The following is a 24,121-nucleotide window of genomic DNA, read 5'->3' as shown; positions in this document are numbered from 1 at the left end:
CCCGCGACCGGAGGAGCACCCCGCTCCTCCGGTTCTTTTCACTCGAGCTTCGCGGTCACGCTCTTCGTCTCATCGCCCTTCGCCAGGGAAGTATCCGCCGACGGGTGCCCATCCTTGAGGGAAGGCGTGACGCTGAACGCGCGGTAACCGTCGTTGGCCTTCACGGCCTCGGCGACAACCACACGGAGCGACTTCTTCGCCTTCGTCATCGCGCCGCCCTGAGCCTTCGCGGCCGCGAGATCCTCTCCGCTGGTGATGGCCTCGACCTTCACGACCTTGCCGCTCACGTGGTCCACGACGACCTCGAAGAACTTCTCGGCCTTCATCGTGTAGACGGAAAGCTGGAGCTTCCCCTCGTCCATTTCGAACTTGGCCGAGATGGGAGTCCCCTCGTGCTCGCCTGCGAGCAGCGCCTGTTCCAACGAGACCTTGGCCTGTGGGAGCGCCTTGAGCAACGTCGCCTGATCTTCGTCGTCGTCATCGTCGTCGTCCTGCGCCAGGACACGCGGAGCGCCGAGGACGAGCAGGGCCGTCAGGATGACCAGGACCACTTCCATCCGTCTTCTCATTGCCAGATCCTCCTTGCGCCGAGATCCTCGGCGTAGCAGGTGGGACTCAAGGCGCCGGCGGCACGTAGGTGACGTAGCCGCGCCCCACCTTCATGCCGTGGAGAAGCGCGGGGCCGAAGCCGATCGAGAGGGCCGCGCTGCTCACGGCGTGCGCGGCGGCCAGCGCGAAGAGGTTGGGGTTGCGCCGGTAGAGGATGGACCAGATCCACCCTCCGGTGAAGGTCGCGATCATCAGCCGCCAGTTCGGGAGATGGCAGAGGGCGAAGATCGCCGCCGTGGCCAGCTCGCGGGCGGCGTTGCCGCGCACGATCTCGTTCACGCGGCGGTGGACGAAGGACTGAAGGACGAACTGCTGGAGGAAACCCCACACGACGAGCCACGGCAGGCGCGAGACGGTCACCGCCCAGTCGGGACGGATCGTGCCGAGCCACCCCCCGGCGACGAGGAGCCCCGCCGCCGCCGCGATCGTGACGATGCCTGCCTCGGAAAGCGCGCGCGCGAGGTTGTCGAAGCGCGCGCCGATCTCCCGCGCCCGCTCCCGCCGCGTGAGGGCCCCGGCGATCGCGATCCCGAGCACGCCGGCCGACACGAGGTAGATCCCGCGGGGGATCAGCCCCGACCAGAGCCAGAGGTACGACTGCACCAGCGCGAGCATGAGCGAGAGCTCGGCGAGCGCCTGGCGCGGCCGGGGGGCGCTCAGAGCGCCAGCTCCATCCCCTCCCACGCGACCTCGCATCCGGCGTCGCGGATGGCGGCCGCGGCCGCCGAGCCGGGATCGAGGGCGGGGTTCTCGTGGCTGAGGTGGGTGAAGATCACGCGGCACCGCGACGGCGCGGCGCCCCGGAGCGATTCGATCGTGGCGCGGATGAGAGGGTGAGGGACCTCGGCCGGATCGCGCCCGGGGATCTCGCCGGCGTCGAAGAAGGTGCCGTCGAGGAGCGCGGCATCCACCTCGCCGAGGAAGGACGCGAGCGGCCGCTCCCACCGATCGAACGCGTCGGTGTCGGGAACGTAGAGGAGGCGCTTCGAGGGTCCCGTCACGACGAACCCCACCGTGTCCGAGTCCTCGTCGCGGTGCGGGACCGTGATCGGGCGGGCCTCGATCCCCGGGGCGAGGGCGACGCTCTTCCCGGGCTCGAGCGGGCGGAGATCGACGTGCCCCCACTCGACGAGGCGGCTCCAGGGCTTGTTCGCCTTCAGGAAGGCGGCCATCCTCGGTGTCGCGTGCACGGGAAGGGCGCGCGCCGCCATCGACTCGCGCCCGAGGTACATGAGGCCGGTGTAATGTCCGATGTGCGCGTGCGTCAGGAGAATCGCGCCGACCGGCGCGCCGAGCTCCGCGGCCTGCGATCGGATGTCCGGTGTCGCGTCGATCAGGAACGCCTCCCCCGACGGAGCGCCGGAGATCCCAAGGCACGCGACGCGGCGCGCGCGCGAGGGATCTCGGCGCGCGGCGACGCACGCGCTCCGCGAGCAGCCGAGCTGGGGGATCCCTGCGTCCTGCGCGATCCCGAGGACGCGCGCCCTCACCGAGGGCGCTGCGGGCGTCGGCACCGGAGTGGCTTCTCCTCGCGCGAGAGAGGCCGAGACCGCGGCCGCGGCCGCGCCCGCCGCGCCGGCGAGGAAGTTGCGGCGGCTCGGCACCTCAGAACTCGCGGACCTGGGCGAGGTAGGTGTGGAGGTTGCGGCGCGTCTCCTCGACGCCGTCGCCGCCGAACTTCTCGAGGAAGGTGTCCGCGATCGTCAGCGCCACCATCGCCTCGCCGATGACCCCCGCCGCGAGAATGGCGCAGGTGTCGGTCCGCTCGACGACGGCCTGGGCCTCCTCCTTCGTCACGAGGTCCACGGTGCGGAGCGGCTTCGGCAGCGTCGAGAGGGGCTTCATGAAGCCGGTGACGCGGATCTCCTCGCCGTTCGACATCCCCCCCTCGATCCCGCCGGCGCGGTTCGTGCGCCGGAAGAACCGCTTCACGCCGGCGTCGTAGAAGATCTCGTCGTGCACGGCGGAGCCGCGAAGGGAGGCCGCGGCGACCCCCTCGCCGATCTCGACCGCCTTGATCGCCTGGATCGACATGACCGCGCGGGCGAGCCGGGCCTCGAGGCGCGTGTCCCACTGGCGCGAGGAGCCCAGCCCCGGCGGCACGCCGCGCGCGACGATCTGGAAGGCGCCGCCGACGGAGTCCTTCGCCCGCTGCGCCGCGTCGATCTCGACCATCATCGAGGCCTCGACGGCGACGTCGACGCACCGCAGCGGCGAGTCGTCGGGGATGGAGGCGATCTCGTCCCACGAGGCGTGCCGGTCCCTGGGGAGGGCCGCCTCGCCGACGGCCACCGTGTGGCCGAGGACTTTGATCCCCATCTCGCGGAGAAAGATCTTGGCGAGCGCCCCCGCCGCGACGCGCGCGGCCGTCTCGCGCGCGCTCGCCCTCTCGAGGACGTCCCGCGCGTCGTGGAGATCGTGCTTGAGCGCCCCGGCGAGGTCGGCGTGGCCGGGGCGGGGGTGCGTCACCCGCCTGAGGTCCTGTTCCGCCGTCCCTTCTGGGGGGATCTCAGGCGACATCGCGATCGACCAGGAGGCGAAGTCGCGATTGTCGATCGCGAGGCTCACGGGGCCGCCGAGGGTGCGGCCGTGGCGCACGCCGCCCGTGATGCGCGCCGCGTCGCTCTCGATCTTCATGCGGCCGCCCCGGCCGTATCCCATCTGCCGGCGCTTCAGGTCGCGATCGATCGCCGCCGCCTCGACGGGGAGGCCGGCGGGAAGGCCGTCCACGATGACCGTCAGGAGCGGCCCGTGGCTCTCGCCCGCGGTGAGGAATCGGATCGGCATGGGAGGTCAGGTTAACCCATGGAGCGTGATTCCGGGATCAGGGCTCTTCCGGGGCGCGGCTCTTCGTTACTGTGACAATCGCCGACGCCTCGCGCGCGTTTCCCGAGACGTCCGTCGCCCGGTACGTCACCGTGTACGCGCGGGCGCCGTACCTTGCGGCGCGCTCAGCCCGCAGGCTGAAAGCGAAATCCGCCGTGCCGATGTCCGCCCCTCGAATATCCCCCCGGGTCCTCCCGTCTCCCGTGCCGTTCGCGTCGTCGGGGTCGCTGCTCGTGATCGAGACGAGCTCGACCGGCGCCGCTCCGCACAGATCCGCCGCGAGGACCTCCGCGGTGGTGTCGACGAGACGGTGGTTCGGCGGCCAGAGAAGATCGGGCGTCAGCGTCACCGAGATCGATGGCGCGGTTGTGTCGACCACGCGTGCAACGATGTCATCGGTGGACGTGAGGCCGCCCCGGTCCGTGACGCGGAGCGCGATACGGTGGGCTCCAAGGGGAAGCTGCGCCATGATGCGGGCCCCCTCGCCCAGCGGGCGTTCCGACGGGAGCCCGAGATCCTCGATCCACTCGAACCGGGTGATGTCGTCGTTCGTACCCGGCGAGGAGTCCGGATCGCTCGACGCCGATCCGTCGAGGCTCGCCCATGCCCCCGAGGGCGACGTGCACTCCTCTCGGAGATCGCCTCCCGCGACGGCGACGGGCGGGAGGTTGTGCCCCTTCCGGACCGTGAAGTCGTCGCGCACGGCGCCTGTGGCGTCGAGGAAGCGGGCGTGGAGCTCCTTCCCGTGGACGTCGAGGACCATCGAGCCGAGCGTGTTGAGCGAGAGATACATCGCGGGATGGTTGAGGGGCCCCCCGGCGATCTGCCCCGAGCTCCCGGCGACCGCGTAGACGGCCCCCTCGTGAGGGGCCGGCCCCACGGTGAACTTCGAGTACGGCCCGCCGGCGCCGACCCGCCCGCTTCCCGGATCGAGCTTCATCGACGGCGTCAGCGTGTTCGACGTCCCGTAGTGTCCGTCGAGGAGGAACGACCTCTCGTAATCGTGGCTGTGTCCCGCGAGGACGAGATCGACCCCGACCCCCTCGAGGATCGGGAGCGCGAACTCCCGCATTTCAGTCGACTCGCTGAAAAAGTCCGTGTCGTGCGACCCCTTGCTGTAGGGAGGGTGGTGCCAGAAAGCGATCACCCAATCCTGCTTCGTCGCGCGCAGATCGGCCGCGAGCCACGTCATCATGGCGCCGCCCGGCGACCGATCGATGTCGTACGAGTCGAGGCAGACGAAGTGGATGTTCGCGTGGTCGAACGCGTAGTACGCCTCGGTCCCCGAGGGGACCCCTCCCGCCTCCGCCGCACGGGGGAGCGTGAAGATGTCGTAGTACGGGCCCGACTGGCTGGATGATCGCGCGGAGATCCCATCATGGTTTCCGAGCGTCGGCCAAAGCACCGACCTCGCCAGCATTTTCGGGTAGACGTCGAAGACCGCCGCCTGGTACTCCGCGTCGGTCCCGCTCTGGTAGGCGTTGTCGCCCAGCATGAGCCAGAGATCGGTCGCACGCGATCCCGTGTAGGCCTCGTAGGCATCCCGCACCGCTCTCGGCCGCGCGTCGGCGGTTCCCGAATCGCCGATGACCCAAATGCGCGTCGGCTTTGGCGTGCCCGGTTGCGGAGGCGTGGTGAAGGTGTGGTCGAGGTCGTCCCCAGCGATGTCCGCCGAGGACGATCCGATCGCGTAGACGTAGTTCGTCGCAGGCGCGAGTCCCGTGACGGAGACCACGTGCTCCGTCGTGACGGCCGCATCCTCGACGGTCACCGCGAGATTACCCGGCGCCTCGCCGAGCCGCACGCGGCTGTCGGTGGCCGTATCGGTCCGCCACCTCACGACGAGCCCGGTCGGCGTGCCGCGCTGCAGGTAGGGACCGCGCGTGAGTTTCGCCGACCGATTGACGTCGAGCCGCGGGACGAGGACGAGATCGCTCGAGGGAAGCGTCGTGTTGAAGACCGCCGCCGCGAAGAGGTTGTCGCCGCTCCGGAGCGCCGGAAGCGCCGTCGCCGTGATGTCGATCCCCGCGCCGTAATTCGGGACCGGGGCGTTGCTCGACTCGTGCGACACGGCGCGCGTGTTCCAGAGGAGAGCCCCCGCCGGCATCTGGGGCGAGCGGAAGATCTCGACGCCGTTGATCCACGCGACGTACCCGTCGTCGTAGTCGGCGCCGAGGAAGAGGGTTCGCACCGCTGAGACGTCAGCGATCTGAAACGTCGTGCGCGTGAAGACGGACGCGGTGTTCACGGGAACGTTCGTGCGAATCAGGTTCTGCGCACCGGTCCCGGCTTCGTAGCCGACACCGAACAGGCCGACTCCCCACGACGAGTCGTCGAAGGTGGCGCCCGTCCACGCGAGGCCGACGCCGGGGTCCGAACTGTTGGCGAGGTATCCGGTCGTCGAGGCGAAATCGACGAGGATGGCGGGAGGCGCCGCGGCCACCGTCGCGACCGTGGGATCGAGATCGTCGACCGGCGCTCCGGCGTAGGGCTGGGTGTCGCCCGGGGGCATCTCCACGTCGCCGCGCTTCGCGCGGAGCTTCGCGAGGGCGAGCTCGAGAGTGATCGGGTGGCCGAGACGGGCGAGACCTTCCTCGAGGCCGGCGATCGCTTCGTCGAGGTGGGCGGGCTCTCCGGTCGCGTCGAGGGCGCGGGCGCGGTCGAGGTACAGTTCCGGCGGCGGCGTATCGTCGCCGCGGTACAGTGAGATCGCGCGCGAGGCGTCCTCGACCGCCGCGAGGAGCCGCCCGAGCTTCACGCACGCTCTCGCCCGAGCGATGAGACCGTCGGCGCGATCGGGCTCGGCGGCAACGTATCGGTCGAGAGACGCCATCGCCCGTTCGGGTCTCCCGGTGTCAAGCATCAGGAGGCCCGTGCAGAGATCCACGGCGGTAAGCTTCGGGTCGAATCGCCTCGCGCGGCGATAGTCCTCAAGCGCCTTCGCCCACTCGTGCCGGAACCGGCGCTGCTCCCCTCGTCTCAGATAGAGCTGCGCGTCGGCCGGGTTTTTCCGGATCTGCGCCGTGAGATCGGCGATCTGCTCTTCGGGAGGCTGGTGGGCGACGGCGCCGGAGACGGCCAGGAGGAGCACCGCGCACGCGAGCGCTGCTCTATTCATCCGCGGTCCGCAGCTCGACATTCCAGGTGCCGCTCCGATCGCGCGCGACCTCGACCTGCCACGGCCGGCAGCAGACCGGACAATCCTGCACGTAGGACTGCCTGGTGCCGCCCCCGTCGTCGATGTCGAGGTCGACCTCCTCACCGCAGTAGGGGCAGAAATGCGACGGCATCGCACTGGGCTCCGTTGGATTCGTCGTTCCGGCTCCAAGTATACGGCCGCTCCCGCGTGACGGCCCCTACCTCTTCCCCGCCCCCTTCACGATCGTGAAGTGATCCCGAACCGCAGCGTTCGAGTCGATGAACGACTCGTCGAGCCGATCGCCGTGGAACTCGAGCATCACCGACCCGAGCACCTTCTGCGACGTGAACATCGCCGGGTGGTTCATCGGGCCGCTCCCCGTGTGGCCGGACGAGCCCGCGACGATGTACACGGTCCCCTGGTGCGGCCGACGATCGCGGGTCGGCTTCGAGTAGACCCCCGACCCGTCCTCGCGCCCGTCTCCGCCATCCCTCCTGGCCGACGCGGTGAAGGTGCCCGACGGGCCGTAGTGGCCGTCGAGGAGGAACGAGCGCTCGTAGTCGTGGCTGTGGCCGCCCATGACGAGATCGGCGCCGGCCTCCTCGAGGAGGGGAAGGGCGATCGACCGCATGTCCGTCATCCGCCGGTCGTGATCCGAGTCCTCCGACCCCTTCGCGTACGGCGCGTGGTGAAAGTACGCGACGAGCCACTCCTGATGCGCCGCCGCGAGGTCGGCTTGCAGCCACGTGAGCATCGGCCCGCCGACCGAGCGATCGTCGGTGCACGAGTCGAGGCTGATGAAGTGGACGTTCCCCCAGTCGAAGGAGTAGAAGTTCGGCGTCCCCGAGGGGGCCCCCCCCGCCTCGCCCCGCGTCGGCAGCGTGAAGATCTCGCCGTGGACGCCGCTCCCCCCGGTCGAGCGCGAGTGCGCGTCGTGATTTCCCACCGCGGGCCAGAGCGTCGCGTGCGCGAGCATCGCCGGGTACATCCGGAAGACGGCCGCCTGGTACTGCCGGTCGGTGCCGTCCGGGTACGCGTTGTCGCCGAGCATCAGCCAGAGATCGGTGCGCTTGCCGGCGGTCACCTTCAGGTACGCGTCGCGGACCGCCCGCGCCGGATCCTTCGCCGTCCCGGAATCGCCGAGCACCCAGACCCGGATCGGCGCGTCGCTCCCCGCGACGGGAGCGCTCACGAAGGAGAAGGGCTCGGCCCCCGCCGGACTCCCCTCCACCGCATAGTAATAAGGAGAGGCGGGAGTCAGCCCTGAAATCGGAACAACGTGCTCCGCCGTCGGCGCGCCCTCCGACGCCTCCTTCGACAGGTCGGCCGCAGAGGATCCGAAGTGCACGATGCCGGCCACGGGAAGCTCGGTGCGCCAGCGCACGACGACACCCGTGGGGGTCCCGAGCTGGAGATACGGGCCCCGCGTGATCACCGCGGAGCGGTTCATCGAGAGGTTCGGCGCCAGCAGGAGCGACCCCGACGACTCCCCCGATCGACGGACCTCGGCGGCGAGGAGGTTCCTGCCCGCCTTGAGCGCGCCGATAGCCGGCGCCGAGAGATCGATGAGGCTCGAGACGCCCCCCGTCGATTCGGGCGATCGATGGACCTCTGCGCCGTTGATCCACACCGTCATGTCGCCGCGCCACTTCCCCGAGAGGAAGAGGTTCTTCACACCGTTCGGATCGGCGATGTCGAACGTCGCGCGCGCGAGGAGCGCAGAGGCCGTCCTGTCCTCGACCGGATACTTCCCCACGGTCCAGGCCGCGTCGTCGAAAGAGGCGCCGGTCCACGCCGCATCGGCGGGCCCCGCGGTGAACCGGATCGGCGTCCCCCCCCGGACCAGGAACGTCTTGTGCGAGGGGGCCTGAGTCGAGCGCGCCTCCGCGTCGGCCCGGTGCTTCGCGCGCGATCGCTCGTGCGAGACGGCGGCGCGCAGGGCGACGGCCACCGCGGCCGCCACGGCGATCGTGCAGAGGATGGTGATCCACTTTCTCGAGCGTCGATGTGATGGCAATTTGGGCGCCTCCGGGCGGGACGGGCATGATAACCGAGAGTAGAATGCCGGGCATGGTGATCCTCACGGCGGAGCAGATGAGGCGCATCGACGCCCGCGCGGAATCCGATCACGGCGTTCCCGCCGACGCCCTGATGGACAACGCCGGACGGGAGATCGCCCTCGCCCTCGCGCGCCGCTTCCCGGATCTCGCGCGGCGGCGGACCCTCATCCTCTGCGGCAAGGGGAACAACGGCGGCGACGGCCTGACGGCGGCCCGGCACCTGAAGTCCGCGGGGATCGCGTCCCGCGTCGTCCTGCTGTGCCCCGCGAAGGACCTGCGCGGGGCCGCGGCGGGGGCGCTCTCGAAGGCCCGGGCTGCGGGGATCACGGTCGAGGAGATCCGCGACGACGGTTCGTGGGCTTCCGTTCGCCGCGCGCTCGGCGAGAGCGATCTGATCGTGGACGCCCTCCTCGGAACGGGGGCGCGCGGTGGGGCGACGGGCCTCCTCGGCGAGGCCATCGAGGCGATCAACGGCGCCGGATCGACCGTCGTGTCGGTGGACGTCCCGAGCGGCCTCGGCGAGGCCGGCCCGGCACCGGCCGGATCGACCGGGCCGGTGGTCGAGGCCGACGTGACGATCGCCCTCGCCGCCCTGAAGACCTCGCTCGTCTTTCAACCCGGCGCGCGATATGCCGGGGAGATCGAGGTCGTCGACATCGGCATCCCGGCGGCGGCGATTGCGGCCGAAAAGGCCGACCTCCACTGGATCGACGCCGCGACCGCGGCATCGTGGATCCCGCGCCGCGACCGCGCCTCCCACAAGGGGGACTTCGGCCACGTCCTCGTCGTCGCGGGGTCGCGCGGGAAGAGCGGCGCCGCGGTCCTCCTCGCCCGCGCGTGCCTGCGCTCGGGGGCGGGGCTCGTCACCATCGCCTCCCCCGAGTCGGCGCAGCCCATCATCGCCGCGGCGGTGCCGGAGGCGATGACGGCGCCCCTCCCGGAGACTCCCTCGGGATCGCTCGCCGGCGCCTCCCTCCCTTTGCTGCTGAAGCTCCTCGACGATCGCGACGTCCTGGCGACGGGGCCGGGGCTCGGGATGGAGGACGAGACGGCCGCGACGGTGCGATCCCTCGTCGCCGCGTGCCGCAAGCCGATGGTCCTCGACGCCGACGCCCTCAACGCGATCGCGATCCGCGGCACGCGCCCGGCGCTCGACTCCCCCGCCGTCGTCACCCCGCACCCCGGCGAGGCGGCGCGCCTCCTGGGGGTGACGAGCGCGACGGTGTCGGCCGAGCGGCTCTCCGCGGCGAGGCAGCTCGCCCGCGATCTCGGCGCCGCCGTCGTGCTCAAGGGATGGCGCACGCTGACGGCGAGCCCGGACGGGATGGTGCGCGTCAACTCGACGGGGAACCCGGGGATGGCGACCGGCGGTTCGGGGGACTCCCTGACGGGCGTCGTCGCCGCGTGGCTGGCCCAGGGGCTCGATCCGGCGACGGCCGCCGCCCTGTCGGCCTTCGTGCACGGCCTGGCGGGAGATCTCGCGGCCGCGGATCTCGGCGAGATCTCGATGATCGCGGGGGACATCGTCGATCGCCTGCCGGCCGCCTACCGCCTCCTGCTCGCGGCGCCGCGCCCCGGGCGATGACCACCATCCCCGGAATCCACACCACCCGCAGCGACGACGAGACGGCGGCGCTCGGGCGCGCCCTCGCGTCCGACCTCGCGCCCGGGGCGTGGATCGTCCTCGTGGGGCCGCTCGGCGCGGGGAAGACGGCGTTCGTCCGCGGCCTCGCCGCAGGGCTCGGCATCGATCCCGCGAGGATCCACTCCCCCACGTTCACCCTCGTCTCGGAGCACCCGGGGCCGAAGCCGCTCGCCCACGTCGATCTCTACCGCGTGGAGCGCCGCGCGGAGCTGGCCGAGCTGGGGCTCGAGGACCTGAGGGAGCGCGGCATCCACGTGGCCGTGGAGTGGGGGGAGCGGCTCCCCGACGAGTACCTCGACGGCGCCTGGGTCGTCGGGATCGAGCCGGCGGGTGCCGACGCGCGGCGCATCACCATTCGCCCCCCGGCCTGAAAAAAGGGTTGACGCGGCGGCGACCCCGGCGTACTTTCAAGCCTACTACTCTATAGATTTACTAGAATAAACTGGGCTCGCGCCGCCGGGAAGGAGAGACGGGTGCTGACGCGAAAGACGAAATACGGGCTCCAGGCCGTCCTGAGGCTGGCCCGGGAGCTCGGGAAGGGCCCCGTCCTGATCGCGGATCTCGCCGAGGGCGAAGCGATTCCGCGCAAGTTTCTCGAGCAGATCCTCCTGGAGCTGCGAAGGCACGGCGTGCTCCAGAGCCGCAAGGGGAAAGGAGGGGGCTATTCGCTGGCGCGGCCCCCCTCGGAGATCTCGTTCGGAGAGGTCGTCCGGATCCTGGACGGACCCCTCGCCCCCATCTCGTGCGTCAGCCTCACCGCGTACCGGGAGTGCGAGGAGTGCGAGGACGAGGCGACGTGCGGCATCCGGATGGTCATGAAGAACGTGAGGGATGCGAACGCGCGAATCCTCGACGGGACGACCCTCGAGGACGTCCTCGAGAGCATCGGGAAGGCGGAGAAGTCGAAGCGCCGTCCATCGAGTGCCCGGTAACGCGGAGACCCGCCTGCATGTCGATCGTCCTCGAGGATCTCGCGAAGTTCTACGAGGGGCACGCCGTCGTCAGCCGCGTCTCCGTCGAGATCGGGGACGGCGAGCTCTTCGTTCTCCTCGGCCCCAGCGGCAGCGGGAAGAGCACGATTCTCAGGATGATCGCGGGGCTCACCGCCGCCGATCACGGCAGGATCGTCCTCCACGGGCGCGACGTGACGCTCACCCCCGCGCAGAAGCGCGGCGTCGGCTTCGTCTTCCAGCACTACGCCCTTTTCAAGCACATGACGGTGGCCGAGAACGTCGGCTTCGCGCTCAGCATCCGGAGGGCGGCGGAGGCCGAGAGGCGGCGGCGCGTCGAGGAGCTCCTCGGGCTCGTCGGCCTCTCGGGGTTCGGCGGGAGGATGCCGGGGCAGCTCTCGGGGGGGCAGCAGCAGCGCGTCGCTCTCGCGCGCGCCCTCGCCCACCGCCCCTCGGTGCTGTTGATGGACGAGCCCTTCGGCGCGCTCGACGCTCGCATCCGGAGCGACCTGCGCCGGACGATTCGCGCGGTTCAGAGAGAGCTCGGCGTCACGACGATCTTCGTCACGCACGATCAGGAGGAGGCCTTCGAGCTGGCCGATCGGATCGGCGTGATGACCTACGGGAGGCTCCTCGAGGTCGGCTCCCCTCAGGATCTGTACCTGAGGCCACGCACGGAGTTCGCGGCGACGTTCCTCGGAAGGGCCAACCTCATGATCGGCGTCGCGAGCGGCGGCGAGGTCCGCGTCGGAGGGGTGTCGATGGCCGCGCCTCTCCCGGACGGCGGCGCCGGCGCGACGCGACGCGTGCAGGTCCTCTTCCGCCCGGAGGACGTCCTCCTCCGGGAATCGCGGGAGGCGATCGCCTCCCCCGTCCTCGGGCAGGGGACGGTCGAGGAGCGGATCTTCTCAGGGACCCTCGAGAAGCTCACGCTGAGACTCCCTCCCCTCCCCGGGGTGCGCCAGATCGCCCCGGCCCCTGCTTTTGGCGGCGACCATCTTCGCGTCGAGGCGCTGCGCTCCCAGGACCAGGCGCTCCGGCATCCCCTGAAGCCCGGCGAGAGCACCTGGGTCGGCGTCCGGCGGATCCACACCCTCGCGCATCCGGGCCTGAGCCTCCTCATCCTCCTCGACGGCACGCCGGGGGCGCGGGCGGCGCTCGCATTCGCCGCGCAGCTCGCCCGCCTCGCGCACCCGACCGTCTCCCTTCTCGCGATCGGGGAGGCCGACCAGGATGCCGAGATCCGCCGCGCCCGCGAAGTCCTCGCCGGCGCGAACGTGCGGGACGCCCGGACCTCGCGGGAGATCACGGTCGAGGCGATCGCCTCGGGGGCCGAGCCGTACGACATCATCGTCGCCGGGCTCCCCGCGCGCGACCTCGGCGATTCGGTCGAGCGCCTCCTGCGCGCGAGCGACGCCCACCTGCTGCTCGTTCCCGGCGAGAGAGTCGAGTCCGGGCCGCCCGCGCGCGTGCTCGTCTCCGCCGCGGTCGGAGAGCCGGGCAAGCAGACGATCCTCTTCGCGGGGCGGGTCGTCCGGCACTTCGGCGCGGAGATCCGGATCCTCACCGTCCTCTCCCCCGGAGCGCCGGATAACGCGGCCGGGCAGGCGGAGCGCTTCCTCGCGGCCGGGGTCACGTCGCTGAAGACGATCGGCGTCCCGTCGCGGGGACGCCCGCGGCGCGGCGCGGTCGCGCGCGAGGTCGGCGAAGAGCTCGCGGAAAGCCGGGCCGACCTCCTCGTGCTCGGCGCGCCGATCCAGGGGGGCGACGCGGAGCTTCGCCTCAGCGGCGCCGCCCGCGAGCTGATCGAGCACGGCAGGAGGTGGCCCATCCTCGTCGTCCGCTCCGGCGAGACGGCGCGAACGGAGGTGAGATCGTGAATCCTTGCAGAACGGCGCTTCTCGCGATGGGCGTCGCGGCGGCGATCGCGACGGGGGCCCCCGCGGCGGAGATCACGCTGCTCAACTTGTCCTACGATCCGACGCGCGAGCTCTACCAGGACTACAACGCGGCCTTCGCGAGGCACTGGAAGGAGAAGACCGGCGACACCGTGACGGTGCGGCAGTCGCATGGCGGGTCGGGCAAGCAGGCGCGCTCCGTCATCGACGGCCTCGAGGCCGACGTCGTGACGCTCGCCCTCGCCTTCGACATCGACGCCATCGCCGAGAACGCGAAGCTGCTTCCCCGCGACTGGCAGGGCCGGCTCCCGAAGAACAGCTCCCCCTACACCTCGACGATCATCTTCCTCGTCCGCAAGGGGAACCCGAAGGGGATCCGGGACTGGGACGATCTCGTGAAACCCGGGATCTCCGTGATCACGCCGAACCCGAAGACTTCGGGCGCCGCCCGCTGGAACTACCTCGCCGCGTGGGGGTACGCCCTCCGGAAGAGCGGCGGCGACGAGGCGAAGGCGAAGGAGTTCATCGGAAAGCTCTTCAGGAACGTGCCGGTGCTCGACTCGGGAGCCCGCGGGGCCACCACGACCTTCATCGAGCGGGGGATCGGCGACGTGCTGATCAACTGGGAGAACGAGATCCTCCTCGCCGGGCGCGACCTGGGAACGGACCGGTTCGAGGTCGTCGCGCCGCCGACGAGCATCCTCGCCGAGCCGGCCGTCGCCCTCGTCGACCGCGTCGCCGACAGGCACAGGACGCGCGCGGTGGCGGAGGAGTATCTCGCGTACCTCTACTCCCCCGAGGGGCAGGCGATCGCGGCAAAGCACTACTACCGGCCGACCGACCCCGCCGCGCTCGCGAAGGCCTCGGCTCTTTTTCCGAAAGTCGATCTCTTCACGTTGAAGGATGTCTCCGGCGACTGGCGAACGGCGAACCGGGTTCATTTCGCCGACGGCGCGATCTTCGACCAGATCTACCAGCCGGGACGCTGAACGATGGGTGACAGGAGGCGCCGGATCCTCCCGGGCTTCGGCCTCACGATGGGGTTCACGCTCTTCTACCTGAGCCTCGTCGTCCTCATCCCGCTCACCGCCCTCCTCCTCAGGACGTCGGCGATGACGTGGGAGAAGTTCCGCGCCGCCGTCACCGATCCCCGCGCGATCGCCTCCTACGAGCTCACCTTCGGCGCCTCGCTTTTCGCCGCGCTCGTCAACCTCGTCTGCGGCTTCCTGGTGGCATGGGTGCTGGTCCGGTACACCTTCCCTGGAAGGAAGCTCATTGACGCCCTCGTCGATCTGCCGTTCGCCCTCCCGACCGCCGTCGCCGGGGTGACGCTGACGACGATCTACGCACCGCACGGCTGGCTCGGCCGGCCGCTCGAGGCGATCGGCGTCCACGCCGCCTACTCCCGGCTCGGCGTCGTCCTCGCGCTGACGTTCGTCGGCCTCCCCTTCGTGGTGCGCACGGTGCAGCCGGTCCTCGAGGGGCTCGACCCGGCGATGGAGGAGGCGGCCCCCAGCCTCGGCGCCGGCCGGCTTCAGACCTTCCGGCGCGTCATCCTCCCCGTCGCGGCCCCCGCGGCCGTGACCGGCTTCACGCTCGCCTTCGCGCGCGCCGTGGGGGAGTACGGCTCCGTCGTCTTCATCTCCGGCAACATGCCGATGCGGACCGAGATCACGCCGCTCCTGATCGTGACGAAGCTCGAGCAGTACGACGTCGCGGGGGCGACGGCCCTCGCCGTGGTCATGCTGGTCTTCTCGTTCGCGATGCTCCTCGTCGTGAACGTCCTCCAGGCGGCCGCCAGGCGGCGGGCGGGAGGATCGTGATGGAGTCCCGCGCCGTCCGCACCCTCCTGATCGCCGCGGCGCTCGCCTTCGTGGCCCTCTTCCTCCTCGTCCCGCTCGCCGCGGTCTTCGTCGAGGCCTTCAGGAAGGGCGCCGGCGTCTACCTCGCCTCGCTCGTCGAGCCCGACGCGCGCGCCGCCATCCGGCTCACGCTCCTCACGGCCGCCGTCGTCGTCCCCCTCAACGTCGTCTTCGGCGTCGCGGCCGCGTGGGCCATCTCCCGCTTCGACTTCCGCGGAAAGAGCGCGCTCATCACGCTCATCGATCTGCCCCTCTCGGTCTCGCCGGTCGTCTCGGGGCTGGTCTACGTGCTCCTCTTTGGCCTCCAGGGGATGCTCGGGCCGTGGCTCGCCGATCACGACGTGAAGATCATCTTCGCCGTCCCCGGGATCGTCCTCGCGACGACCTTCGTCACGCTCCCGTTCGTGGCGCGCGAGCTGATCCCGCTGATGCAGTCCCAGGGGTGCGAGGAGGAGGAGGCCGCCCTCACGCTCGGGGCCTCGGGGTGGCAGATGTTCGCGCGCGTCACGCTCCCGAAGATCCGGTGGGGGCTCCTCTTCGGCGCCGTGCTCTGCAACGCGCGCGCGATGGGCGAATTCGGGGCCGTGTCGGTGGTGTCGGGGCACATCCGCGGCGTGACGACCACGATCCCGCTCCACGTCGAGATCCTCTACAACGAGTACCAGTTCGCCGCCTGCTTCGCGGTCGCATCGCTTCTGACGCTGCTCGCGGTCGCGACGCTCCTGCTGAAGAAGCTCGTGGAGATGCGCGTCAGGTGACGGGCGTCACTCGACCCGGTAGTTCGGGGCCTCCTGCGTGATCACGACGTCGTGGACGTGGCTCTCCTTGAGCGAGGCCTGCGTGATGCGCATGAAGCGGCCGTTCACCTGGAGGGCGGTGATGTCCTTCGTGCCGCAGTACCCCATGCCGGACCTCAGGCCCCCGACGAGCTGGCGCACGAGGCCGGAGACGCTCCCCTTGTACGGGACGCGCCCCTCGATACCCTCGGGGACGAGCTTCTCGTCGTCGACGCCGGCCTGCGCGTAGCGATCGCGGCTCCCCTTCCGCATCGCGCCGATGGAGCCCATCCCGCGGTAGGCCTTGAAGCTGCGCCCCTGGAAGAGGATCGTCTCGCCGGGCGACTCCTCGGTTCCCGCGAGGAGCGATCCGATCATCACCGACGAGGCCCCGGCGGCGATCGCCTTCGTGATGTCCCCCGAGTACTTGATGCCGCCGTCGGCGATCACGGGGATGTCCTTCTTCCGCGCCACGGCCGCGCAGGCGCTGATGGCGGTGATCTGCGGCACCCCCGCGCCGGTGACGATGCGCGTGGTGCAGATCGATCCGGGCCCCATCCCCACCTTCACGGCGTCGACGCCGTGATCGATGAGGGCCTCGGCCGCCTCGGCGGTCGCGATGTTCCCCGCGACGAGCTGCACGTCGGCGTACTTCCGCCTCACGAGGTCGATCGTCTCGAGAACCCCCTTCGTGTGGCCGTGCGCCGTGTCGATGACCAGGAGATCGACGTTCGACTCGATGAGGGCCGCCGCGCGATCGACCGCCTCCTCGCCGACGCCGAGGGCCGCGCCGACCCTCAACCTTCCGAGCGAGTCCTTGCAGGCGAGCGGGTAGCGGATCGCCTTCTGGATGTCCTTGACGGTGATGAGGCCCTTGAGCTTTCCCTGATCGTCCACGACGGGGAGCTTCTCGATGCGGTGCCGGTGGAGGATCGCCTTCGCCTCCTCGAGCGTCGTCCCCTGAGGCACCGTGACGAGCCCTTCGCGGGTCATCAGATCCGAGACCTTCAGGTTCGTCTTCGCGCCGAAGCGGAGATCGCGGTTGGTGAGGATGCCGACGAGCTTTCCGTCCGCGCGGGTGACGGGAACGCCCGCGATCCGGTACTTCTTCATGAGATCCAGGGCGTCCTCGACGCGCGCGTCGGGGCTGACGGTGATGGGGTTCACGATCATCCCGCTCTCCGAGCGCTTGACCTTGTCGACCTCCTCCGCGTGCGCCTCGATCGGGAAGTTCTTGTGGATGATCCCGATCCCCCCCTCCTGCGCCATCGCGATCGCGAGGGCGGCCTCGGTGACCGTGTCCATCGCCGCCGAGACGACGGGGATGTTCAGCCGGATCCCCCGCGTGAGTTGCGCGGAGACGTCGGTCTTCGCCGGGACCACGTCGGAATACGCGGGGATGAGAAGGACGTCGTCGAAGGTGAGGCCGTCGGGGATGGGGCCCTGAAGCATCGTGGTCGCTCTCCTCGATTCTCTGGACGGTGGCTGTTGAATCCCGGTCAGGAGACGGGCTTGCCGCAGCTCACACAGAAGCGCGCGCCGACCGGCGAGACGGAGCCGCAGCTCCGGCAAATCGCGCCGGTGGCCTGCGCCGCGCCGCACGCGGGGCAGAACCTCCCTCCGGCGGGGATCGGCGCGTTGCACGCGGCGCACGCCCCCATGGCCGCGGCCGACGGGTCGGCGGGGGCCGGGGCCTTCGATCCGCCGGCTGCCGCTCCGCCGCCTCCGGCCGGAGACGGGCTCGCCGCGAAGGCGTCGCGCATCATCTGGGGAATGGCCATCCCGAGGCCGGCGCCGACGCCGAGTCCCATTCCGGCCGCCGCCGTCCCGCCGGCATCGCCGCCTCCTCCTCCGGAGCCTCCCACGCCGTGCGCCGCGTCGCCGAGGGCGCGCGCCGCCTTGAAGCGCATGTACTGCCCCATGTCGCCGACGGCCGACATGCCGGTCCGCTCGTCGATGAGCTTCGCGACCTCCTCGGGGGGGGTGATCGCGTTGATGAAGAAGTCGGTCAGCTCGAGCCCGTAATTCCGGAAATCGCCGCCCACGCGCGCCTTGAGCGCCTCCGCGAGCTCGTCGTAGTGCTTCGGGAGATCGAAGATCGACTTCAGCGTCTCGCCGAGGACGTCGTTGAGGCGCGCCACGATGAGATCCCGCAGGTACCCTTCGATCTCCCCTGTGACGTAGCGCCCCTGGCTCCCGACGAGGTTGTTGACGAAGAGCTGGGCCTCCTTCACGCGCACCGCGTAGACGCCGAAGGCACGGAGGCGCACCATCGCGAGCTCGGCGTCGCGGAAGGCGACGGGCTCCTTCGTCCCCCACTTGAGATCGGTGAAGATCTTCCGCGCGACGAAGGTGACGTCGCTCCGGAACGGGCTCGTGCCGCCGAAGGGAATGGACAGGAGGCGCGTCAGGAGGGGGATGTTCGCGGTCGTGAGGGTGTGGCGGCCGGGGCCGAAGACGTCCAGGGCCTTGCCGTCGCGGAAGAAGACGGCCCACTGGTTCTCGAGGACGACGAGCTGCGCCCCCATCCGGATGTCGCCCCCAGGGGAGAAGCGGTGGACCATCTCGCTTCCCGTCTCGTCCTTCCACTCGATGACTTCGATGAGCGCCATCGTCGGCTCCAGGGCGGCCGTCGGGCCGGAATCAGGTCGTGGGCGTGTCGAAGAGGTACTTGCGGTTCGAGACCTTGAGCTCGATCGAGGCGAGGATCCCCTCGACCTCGCGGAGCGTCAGCGTCCCGATCGCTTCGTACTTCAGCGATCCGAGGTCGCGCTCCAGGAGATCGAGGTCGCCGAGGATCGCCTCATCGTACGCGTAGAGGCGGTCGAGCTCCTCCTCGCGGATCTTCACCTGGTCGAAAAAGCCGCTGTAGCCGTAGTCGGCGAAGCGGAGAGCGTCGGCGGTGCGCTGGATGCGGGAATCGAGGCGCCCCAGATCGTCGAGCATGTCGAGGTCCCCTTCCCCCGTCGCCGCCAGCTTGATCTCCTCGACTCTCGCGCGGAGATCGTCGAGCCGTGAGGCGACGTGCTCCCTCAGCCTCTTGTCGGTGTCGCGCCGGGCTTCCTTCGCGCGGTAGCCGGCGAGGCCGGGGATGAGATCGGCGACCTTCTCCAGGAAGTTCTTCTCGGACTGCGGCATCGCCATCGCCCGTCTCTCCTCAGCGCCCGGCGGCGCGTCCCGCGGGGGCGGCGCCCGCGCCGGCCCCCTCGGCGTCGCCGTGGCACTTCTTGAACTTCTTCCCCGACCCGCACGGGCAGGGATCGTTGCGCCCCACCTTGTCCATGGCCTTCTTCGCGACGGGGGCCGGCGCCTCCTTCGGCGGGGCCGAGAAGACCAGCGCGCGCTCGCGCGCCCTCGCCCGGCGCTCCTGCTCCTTCCGCTGCTCCTCCTCGTTCACCGGCTCCAGGTGGAAGAGGAAGCGGACGATCTCGTTCTCGATCCTCTCCTTCATGGCGGAGAACATGTCGAACGACTCGCGCTTGTACTCGGTGAGGGGATCCCGCTGGCCGTAGCCGCGAAGGCCGATCCCCTCCTTGAGGTGATCCATCGCGTACAGGTGATCCTTCCACTGCGAATCGACGATGTTGAGCATGATGACCTGCTCGTGCCGGCGCATCATCTCGGGGCCTATGGCCTTCTCCCTGGCTTCGTACCGGGTGGTGGCGGCCCCCAGGAGGTGCTCGCGGAGCTCGGGGAAGTTGATCTTCGCGAAGTCGACGTCTGCGTCGGCGAGCTTCAGCCCGAAGTGGTGGAGGTAGGCGTTCCGGAGCTCTTCCGTGCGCCACTCGGAGGGGTCTTCCTTCTCGCCGGCGTGCGTCTCGAGGAGCCAGTCGACGATCTCCTCGGTCTTCTGCAGCACGTACGCGCGGCTCCCCTTCCCCTGGAGGATCTCGAGGCGCCAGCGGTAGACTTCGGTCCGCTGCTTGTTCATGACGTCGTCGTACTCGAGGAGGTGCTTGCGGGTCGTGAAGTGCTGCCCCTCGACCTGCTTCTGCGCGCGCTCGATCGATCGGCTGACGATCCCCGCCTCGATCGGCACGTCGTCCTCCATCCCGAGCTTGAGGAAGAGCCCCTTCAGGCGATCGCCGCCGAAGATGCGCATGAGATCGTCCTCGAGCGACAGGTAGAAGCGCGACGAGCCGGGATCGCCCTGGCGGCCGGCGCGCCCGCGGAGCTGGTTGTCGATGCGCCGCGACTCGTGCCGCTCCGTGCCGAGGATGTGAAGCCCGCCGAGCGCGATCACCTCGGCGTGCTCGGCCTCGCACTGCGCGCGCATGTCGGTGAGGACCTGCTCGAACTGCAAGGGCGAAGGCGGCGGCTCCATGGCGGCGGCCTTCTTCTTCGCCATCATCTCGGGGTTCCCGCCCAGGAGGATGTCGGTGCCGCGCCCCGCCATGTTGGTGGCGATCGTCACCCCCGCCTTCCGGCCGGCTTGCGCGACGATCTCCGCCTCCATCTCGTGGTACTTCGCGTTCAGGACGGTGTGAGGGACCCCGTCCTTCTTGAGCTGCGCGTGGAGCAGCTCGGAGTTCTCGATCGACGTCGTGCCCACGAGGACCGGCTGCCCCTTCTCGTAGAGCTCCGCGATCTCCCGCACGACCGCGCGGTACTTCTCCTCGCGCGTGCGGTACACGACGTCGGGGTTCTCGAGCCGGATGAGGTCGCGATTGGTCGGGATGACGGAGACCTCGAGCTTGTAGATCTGGTCGAACTCGTGCGCCTCGGTGTCGGCGGTGCCGGTCATCCCGGAGAGCTTCGAGTACATGCGGAAGTAGTTCTGGAAGGTGATGCTCGCGAGGGTCTGGTTCTCGCGCTCGATCCGCACCCCCTCCTTCGCCTCGATCGCCTGGTGCAGCCCGTCGCTCCACCGGCGCCCCGGCATGAGGCGGCCCGTGAACTCGTCGACGATGAGGACCTGGCCGTCCTTGATCATGTAGTCGACGTCGCGCTTGAAGAGGGTGTGCGCCCGGAGCCCCTGGCTCACGTGGTGGAGCACGTCCATGTTCACCGGGTCGTAGAGGTTCGTGATCCCGAGCGCCTTCTCGGACTTCTCGATCCCCTCCTCGGTCAAGGAGACGGTCTTCGCCTTCTCGTCGATGACGAAGTCGGTCTCCTTCTCGAGTCGGGGGATGATCTTGTCGATGCGGTGGTAGAGATCCGTCGACTCCTCGGCCGGGCCGCTGATGATGAGGGGGGTGCGCGCCTCGTCGATGAGGATGCTGTCCACCTCGTCGACGATCCCGAAGTTGTGGCCGCGCTGCTGCACGTACGACTCCAGCGAGTACTTCATGTTGTCGCGGAGGTAATCGAAGCCGTACTCGTTGTTGGTGCCGTACGTCACGTCGCTGCCGTACGCCTGCTGCCGCTCGGCGTCGCTGCTCGAATGCTGGATCAGCCCGACCGAGAGGCCGAGCGCCCGGTAGATCTGCCCCATCCACTCGCTGTCGCGCCGGGCGAGGTAGTCGTTGACGGTGATGCAGTGCACCCCCTTCCCGGAGAGGGCGTTGAGGTACGCGGGGAGCGTCGCCACGAGCGTCTTCCCCTCGCCCGTCTTCATCTCGGCGATCTTCCCGTTGTGGAGGACCATGCCGCCGATGAGCTGCACGTCGAAGTGGCGCATGCGGAGCGTGCGCCGGGACACCTCGCGGACGACCGCGAAGGACTCGTGCAGGACGTCGTCGAGGGAGGCCCCGCGGGCCACTTTCTCCCTCAGGACTGGGGTCTTCGCGGCGAGCTCGGCGTCCGTGAGCTTCTGGATCGCGGGCTCGAGGAGGTTGATCGCCGCGACGTGCGGGCGGAGGCGCTTCATCTCGCGCTCGTGCTTGGTGCCGACGACCGAAGCCGCGAGGGCGTTGAGAAGCGACAGCATGTGAGCTCGACTCCGCGCCGGGGTGCACCACCCCCCGGGGATCTGGCCACTCGGTGGTCGCCGCGCTGGATTGGGGCCGGCCGTCAGGCCGCCGGCTTCAGCGGGTCGCGTCCCCGAATCGGGGGCGCACCTTGGACGTTGCGACGCATCATAGACAGCCGCCTAAGCTCACGTCAAGGCAGGGGGTTGCGGGCCGGACTCTCAGGGCCGGCCCGCGGGAGGGGGTCAGGAGATCTGGTCGGTGTCGAGGATGTAGTTGATCGGATCGACCTTCGAGCCCTGGTAGAGGACCTCGTAGTGGAGGTGGGCGCCGAGGCTCCGGCCGGTGTTGCCGACGTAGCCTATGGTGTCGCCCCGCTGGACCTCCTGGCCGACGCGCACGGCGAAGCCGCTGAGGTGGCCGTACCGGGTGACGATCTCGTTGCCGTGCGAGATGAAGATGACGTTGCCGTACCCGGCGTCGCGCATCACCTGCGTCACGACGCCGTCGGCCGGGGCGATGACCTTCGTCCCCGCGTTGGCGACGATGTCGAGGCCTTCGTGAAACGCTCTCTGTCCGGTAAAGGGGTCGCGCCGGTACTGGAACCCGTACGCGATCATCCCGTGCACCGGGGCGATCGACGGCGTGGAGGCGAGGAGGAGCGACTGGTCGTGGTAGACCTTCTCGAGGATGCCGAACGAGTCCTTGAGGACTCCGCTCCGCTCGTCGAGGGTCTGCATCTCCTCGCGGAGGACGCGGCCGTTGACGGCCCCCGTCCCTCTCGGGCCACGCGCCAAGCTCTCTGCCGGCTCGCGGACGCCCCCGACCGGCTGCGCGGACGGCAGATCCGACACGCCGGCCATCATCGCGAACTTGGTCGCCTTCGTCTCGAAGAAGGCGAGCCTTTCCCTCAGGCCGGCCAGGTTCTTGTCGACCTCCAGGCCTGCCGTGCGCAGGTCTCGATTCTCCGCTTTCAGATCCCGGACCTCGGCCGCCCGCGCCTTGGAAAGGTGGACGTAAATCGGGAGCAGCCCGGTCGCGACGACGCCGGCCAGCGCGATGATGGATAGGATGAGGACGAAAGACGCGCTGACCTTGAACTTGGAGAAGCGAGCCCGCGTGTGAGGGACGATCATCACGGTGTAGAACTTGCCCTTCATGATGGTCTCCTTGAAACGGGGTGGTACCATGAAAAAAGGATGCCGCTTGGAAAAATGCGCGCGCATCGTAACACGGCACTCTGCGGGGCTTCAACGAATTTGTGACTTCCGTAACAGAATGTCCAGCCGAAACCACGGGACGTCCCACCTGCGAGCGGGCGCGCGCGTCGAGAAAATCCCGACCCGTTGCAGGCGCCCGCCGCGTCTGAGAGAATCGGCCGCATGTCCATCAAACCGTCCGTCCGCCCTGTCGACCCTGTCGGCCAACTCCTCTTCGTCGGGATCAGCGGGACCGTGCTCACCCCCGAGACCCGGTCTCTCCTCGAGCGCGTTCGCCCCGGCGGGGTCATCCTCTTCAAGCGCAACGTCGACACCCTCCCGGGGCTGAAGGCGCTGGCCGCGGAGATCCAAGGCGCCGTATTCCCCCCTCCCCTTCTCGCGATCGACGAGGAGGGGGGCCGTGTCACGCGCCTGACACCCCACATCTCGGGGCTCCCGGCCGCGTGGACCACCGCCTCCTTCGGAGCCGCCCGACTGACCGAGTACTGGAAGCGCTACGGCGAGCTCCTCGCCGCCCTGGGGATGGACATCGATTTCGCGCCTGTCGTCGATCTGTGCCCGAACGACGCCCCGAACGGAATCGCCGATCGCTCCTACGGAACCGACCCGGAAAAGGTCATCGAGTGCGCCTCGGCGGCGATCGCCGGGCTCCGGGCGGCGGGGATGACGCCGACGATCAAGCACTTCCCGGGCCTCGGCGACACGCTCCTCGACTCGCATCATCACCTCCCCTCGGTCCAGAAGAAGCGGGAGGCCTTCGAGCGGGAGGATCTCGTCCCCTTCACCCGGCTCGGCGCGACGTCGCCGGCGGTGATGGTCGGCCACGGGCACTACCCCTGGTACGCCGGCCCCGATCCCATCGCCGCCACGCTCACGAAGGAGATCAGCACGGCCCTCCTCAGGAATCGCTGCGGCTACCGCGGCTGCGCCATCTCGGACGACCTCGAGATGAAGGCGGTCGCGGTCCGCGTCGCCTGGGACGAGCTGGCCCCGCGCGCGATCGAGTCGGGGAACGACATGGTCCTGATCTGCCACACCGCCGAACGGATCCTCGCCTCCCACGAAGCGCTGAGGCGCCGCGCCGAGCGCGAGCCGGCCTTCGCCGCGCGGGCGCACGAGGCGGCGGGGCGCGTCGCCGCCCTCAGGGCGGAGGCGGCGGCGATCCGCGCGGCGGCCCACCCGGCGGGCGCGATCGAAGGCGCCCGGACCGCGCTCCTCGAGGCCGCGGGGGCCGGGGCGGCGCGCGCCTGACTTGTCCGCTCCTTCCGGGGAACACTAAACTCGCGC

At 69.9% G+C, this 24,121-nt stretch carries 20 protein-coding genes; 8 read left to right on the top strand and 12 right to left on the bottom strand.

Annotated features, from left to right (window positions below; all coding sequences use genetic code 11):
- Positions 1 to 38: 38 nt before the first annotated feature.
- The 7 genes from HY049_02245 to HY049_02215 all read right to left on the bottom strand — a co-directional run bounded on the left by HY049_02245 (position 39) and on the right by HY049_02215 (position 8,024).
- Positions 39 to 569, bottom strand: a complete 531-nt coding sequence (locus tag HY049_02245) for a PepSY domain-containing protein (protein MBI3447733.1) — start codon at positions 567 to 569, stop codon at positions 39 to 41.
- Between the two features lie 46 nt (positions 570 to 615).
- Positions 616 to 1,224, bottom strand: coding sequence for a CPBP family intramembrane metalloprotease (locus tag HY049_02240; protein ID MBI3447732.1), 609 nt, complete (start codon positions 1,222 to 1,224; stop codon positions 616 to 618).
- A gap of 41 nt (positions 1,225 to 1,265) precedes the next feature.
- Positions 1,266 to 2,213 carry an MBL fold metallo-hydrolase gene (locus tag HY049_02235; protein MBI3447731.1) on the bottom strand — a complete coding sequence of 316 codons (948 nt, stop codon included), beginning with the start codon at positions 2,211 to 2,213 and terminating at the stop codon, positions 1,266 to 1,268.
- 1 nt (position 2,214) lies between these two features.
- Positions 2,215 to 3,390: a chorismate synthase gene (gene aroC, locus HY049_02230; protein ID MBI3447730.1), complete on the bottom strand. Its 1,176-nt coding sequence runs from the start codon at positions 3,388 to 3,390 to the stop codon at positions 2,215 to 2,217.
- A gap of 43 nt (positions 3,391 to 3,433) precedes the next feature.
- Entirely contained in the window at positions 3,434 to 5,542 is a 2,109-nt protein-coding gene (locus HY049_02225; protein ID MBI3447729.1) for a metallophosphoesterase family protein, read from the bottom strand.
- 1,003 nt (positions 5,543 to 6,545) lie between these two features.
- Positions 6,546 to 6,725, bottom strand: coding sequence for a CPXCG motif-containing cysteine-rich protein (locus HY049_02220; GenBank protein ID MBI3447728.1), 180 nt, complete (start codon positions 6,723 to 6,725; stop codon positions 6,546 to 6,548).
- Between the two features lie 66 nt (positions 6,726 to 6,791).
- Positions 6,792 to 8,024 (bottom strand): metallophosphoesterase family protein, encoded by a 1,233-nt coding sequence (locus HY049_02215; protein ID MBI3447727.1) that lies wholly within the window; start codon positions 8,022 to 8,024, stop codon positions 6,792 to 6,794.
- Between the two features lie 611 nt (positions 8,025 to 8,635).
- Here HY049_02215 and HY049_02210 point away from each other — a divergent pair.
- The 7 genes from HY049_02210 to cysW all read left to right on the top strand — a co-directional run bounded on the left by HY049_02210 (position 8,636) and on the right by cysW (position 15,747).
- Entirely contained in the window at positions 8,636 to 10,219 is a 1,584-nt protein-coding gene (locus tag HY049_02210) for an NAD(P)H-hydrate dehydratase (GenBank protein MBI3447726.1), read from the top strand.
- Positions 10,216 to 10,650 carry a tRNA (adenosine(37)-N6)-threonylcarbamoyltransferase complex ATPase subunit type 1 TsaE gene (tsaE, locus tag HY049_02205; protein ID MBI3447725.1) on the top strand — a complete coding sequence of 145 codons (435 nt, stop codon included), beginning with the start codon at positions 10,216 to 10,218 and terminating at the stop codon, positions 10,648 to 10,650. The genes HY049_02210 and tsaE overlap by 4 nt, the downstream gene beginning before the upstream one ends.
- Before the next feature lie 102 nt (positions 10,651 to 10,752).
- A complete protein-coding gene (locus tag HY049_02200) occupies positions 10,753 to 11,211 on the top strand; it encodes an Rrf2 family transcriptional regulator (GenBank protein ID MBI3447724.1) in 459 nt (152 codons plus the stop codon).
- A 17-nt stretch (positions 11,212 to 11,228) separates the two neighbouring features.
- A complete protein-coding gene (locus HY049_02195; GenBank protein ID MBI3447723.1) occupies positions 11,229 to 13,109 on the top strand; it encodes an ATP-binding cassette domain-containing protein in 1,881 nt (626 codons plus the stop codon).
- A gap of 26 nt (positions 13,110 to 13,135) precedes the next feature.
- Entirely contained in the window at positions 13,136 to 14,116 is a 981-nt protein-coding gene (locus HY049_02190; protein ID MBI3447722.1) for a sulfate ABC transporter substrate-binding protein, read from the top strand.
- A 3-nt stretch (positions 14,117 to 14,119) separates the two neighbouring features.
- The gene (gene cysT, locus HY049_02185; GenBank protein ID MBI3447721.1) at positions 14,120 to 14,950 is read left to right on the top strand and encodes a sulfate ABC transporter permease subunit CysT; all 831 of its coding nucleotides are present in this window, start codon (positions 14,120 to 14,122) and stop codon (positions 14,948 to 14,950) included.
- Positions 14,950 to 15,747 carry a sulfate ABC transporter permease subunit CysW gene (gene cysW / locus HY049_02180; protein ID MBI3447720.1) on the top strand — a complete coding sequence of 266 codons (798 nt, stop codon included), beginning with the start codon at positions 14,950 to 14,952 and terminating at the stop codon, positions 15,745 to 15,747. Before cysT ends, cysW begins: the two co-directional genes overlap by 1 nt.
- 6 nt (positions 15,748 to 15,753) lie before the next feature.
- Here cysW and guaB read toward each other — a convergent pair whose 3' ends face one another.
- From guaB to HY049_02155, 5 genes are all read right to left on the bottom strand, one after another.
- On the bottom strand, positions 15,754 to 17,217 hold the full coding sequence (guaB, locus tag HY049_02175) for an IMP dehydrogenase (GenBank protein MBI3447719.1): 1,464 nt from the start codon (positions 17,215 to 17,217) through the stop codon (positions 15,754 to 15,756).
- 47 nt (positions 17,218 to 17,264) lie between these two features.
- Entirely contained in the window at positions 17,265 to 18,377 is a 1,113-nt protein-coding gene (locus HY049_02170) for an SPFH domain-containing protein (GenBank protein ID MBI3447718.1), read from the bottom strand.
- A gap of 31 nt (positions 18,378 to 18,408) precedes the next feature.
- On the bottom strand, positions 18,409 to 18,909 hold the full coding sequence (locus HY049_02165) for a hypothetical protein (GenBank protein ID MBI3447717.1): 501 nt from the start codon (positions 18,907 to 18,909) through the stop codon (positions 18,409 to 18,411).
- Positions 18,910 to 18,922: 13 nt separating this feature from the next.
- Positions 18,923 to 21,634 carry a preprotein translocase subunit SecA gene (gene secA, locus HY049_02160; protein MBI3447716.1) on the bottom strand — a complete coding sequence of 904 codons (2,712 nt, stop codon included), beginning with the start codon at positions 21,632 to 21,634 and terminating at the stop codon, positions 18,923 to 18,925.
- Between the two features lie 225 nt (positions 21,635 to 21,859).
- Positions 21,860 to 22,774 (bottom strand): M23 family metallopeptidase, encoded by a 915-nt coding sequence (locus HY049_02155; GenBank protein MBI3447715.1) that lies wholly within the window; start codon positions 22,772 to 22,774, stop codon positions 21,860 to 21,862.
- 222 nt (positions 22,775 to 22,996) lie between these two features.
- Between HY049_02155 and HY049_02150 the strand changes: the two genes are divergently transcribed.
- Positions 22,997 to 24,085: a glycoside hydrolase family 3 protein gene (locus HY049_02150; protein ID MBI3447714.1), complete on the top strand. Its 1,089-nt coding sequence runs from the start codon at positions 22,997 to 22,999 to the stop codon at positions 24,083 to 24,085.
- The last annotated feature ends 36 nt before the right edge of the window (positions 24,086 to 24,121 follow it).

The sequence above is a fragment of the Acidobacteriota bacterium genome, assembly GCA_016195325.1.
In the GTDB taxonomy this organism is placed as follows: Bacteria; Acidobacteriota; Polarisedimenticolia; order JACPZX01; family JACPZX01; genus JACPZX01.
Note: the sequence above shows the minus strand (reverse complement) of the source record. Positions and strands in the feature narration are given on the sequence as shown.

What these genes read in the sequence shown, in the direction of transcription:
- HY049_02150 (MBI3447714.1), top strand. Translation starts at nt 22,997, where the DNA reads ATGTCCATCAAACCGTCCGTCCGCCCTGTCGACCCTGTCGGCCAACTC.
- HY049_02155 (MBI3447715.1), bottom strand. Translation starts at nt 22,774, where the DNA reads ATGAAGGGCAAGTTCTACACCGTGATGATCGTCCCTCACACGCGGGCT.
- HY049_02190 (MBI3447722.1), top strand. Translation starts at nt 13,136, where the DNA reads ATGGGCGTCGCGGCGGCGATCGCGACGGGGGCCCCCGCGGCGGAGATC.
- HY049_02245 (MBI3447733.1), bottom strand. Translation starts at nt 569, where the DNA reads ATGAGAAGACGGATGGAAGTGGTCCTGGTCATCCTGACGGCCCTGCTC.
- secA (MBI3447716.1), bottom strand. Translation starts at nt 21,634, where the DNA reads ATGCTGTCGCTTCTCAACGCCCTCGCGGCTTCGGTCGTCGGCACCAAG.
- guaB (MBI3447719.1), bottom strand. Translation starts at nt 17,217, where the DNA reads ATGCTTCAGGGCCCCATCCCCGACGGCCTCACCTTCGACGACGTCCTT.
- HY049_02215 (MBI3447727.1), bottom strand. Translation starts at nt 8,024, where the DNA reads ATGAACCGCTCCGCGGTGATCACGCGGGGCCCGTATCTCCAGCTCGGG.
- HY049_02165 (MBI3447717.1), bottom strand. Translation starts at nt 18,909, where the DNA reads ATGGCGATGCCGCAGTCCGAGAAGAACTTCCTGGAGAAGGTCGCCGAT.
- HY049_02210 (MBI3447726.1), top strand. Translation starts at nt 8,636, where the DNA reads ATGCCGGGCATGGTGATCCTCACGGCGGAGCAGATGAGGCGCATCGAC.
- HY049_02225 (MBI3447729.1), bottom strand. Translation starts at nt 5,542, where the DNA reads ATGCCGGCGGGGGCTCTCCTCTGGAACACGCGCGCCGTGTCGCACGAG.
- HY049_02170 (MBI3447718.1), bottom strand. Translation starts at nt 18,377, where the DNA reads ATGGCGCTCATCGAAGTCATCGAGTGGAAGGACGAGACGGGAAGCGAG.
- HY049_02195 (MBI3447723.1), top strand. Translation starts at nt 11,229, where the DNA reads ATGTCGATCGTCCTCGAGGATCTCGCGAAGTTCTACGAGGGGCACGCC.
- cysT (MBI3447721.1), top strand. Translation starts at nt 14,120, where the DNA reads ATGGGTGACAGGAGGCGCCGGATCCTCCCGGGCTTCGGCCTCACGATG.
- HY049_02240 (MBI3447732.1), bottom strand. Translation starts at nt 1,224, where the DNA reads ATGCTCGCGCTGGTGCAGTCGTACCTCTGGCTCTGGTCGGGGCTGATC.
- HY049_02220 (MBI3447728.1), bottom strand. Translation starts at nt 6,725, where the DNA reads ATGCCGTCGCATTTCTGCCCCTACTGCGGTGAGGAGGTCGACCTCGAC.
- tsaE (MBI3447725.1), top strand. Translation starts at nt 10,216, where the DNA reads ATGACCACCATCCCCGGAATCCACACCACCCGCAGCGACGACGAGACG.
- cysW (MBI3447720.1), top strand. Translation starts at nt 14,950, where the DNA reads ATGGAGTCCCGCGCCGTCCGCACCCTCCTGATCGCCGCGGCGCTCGCC.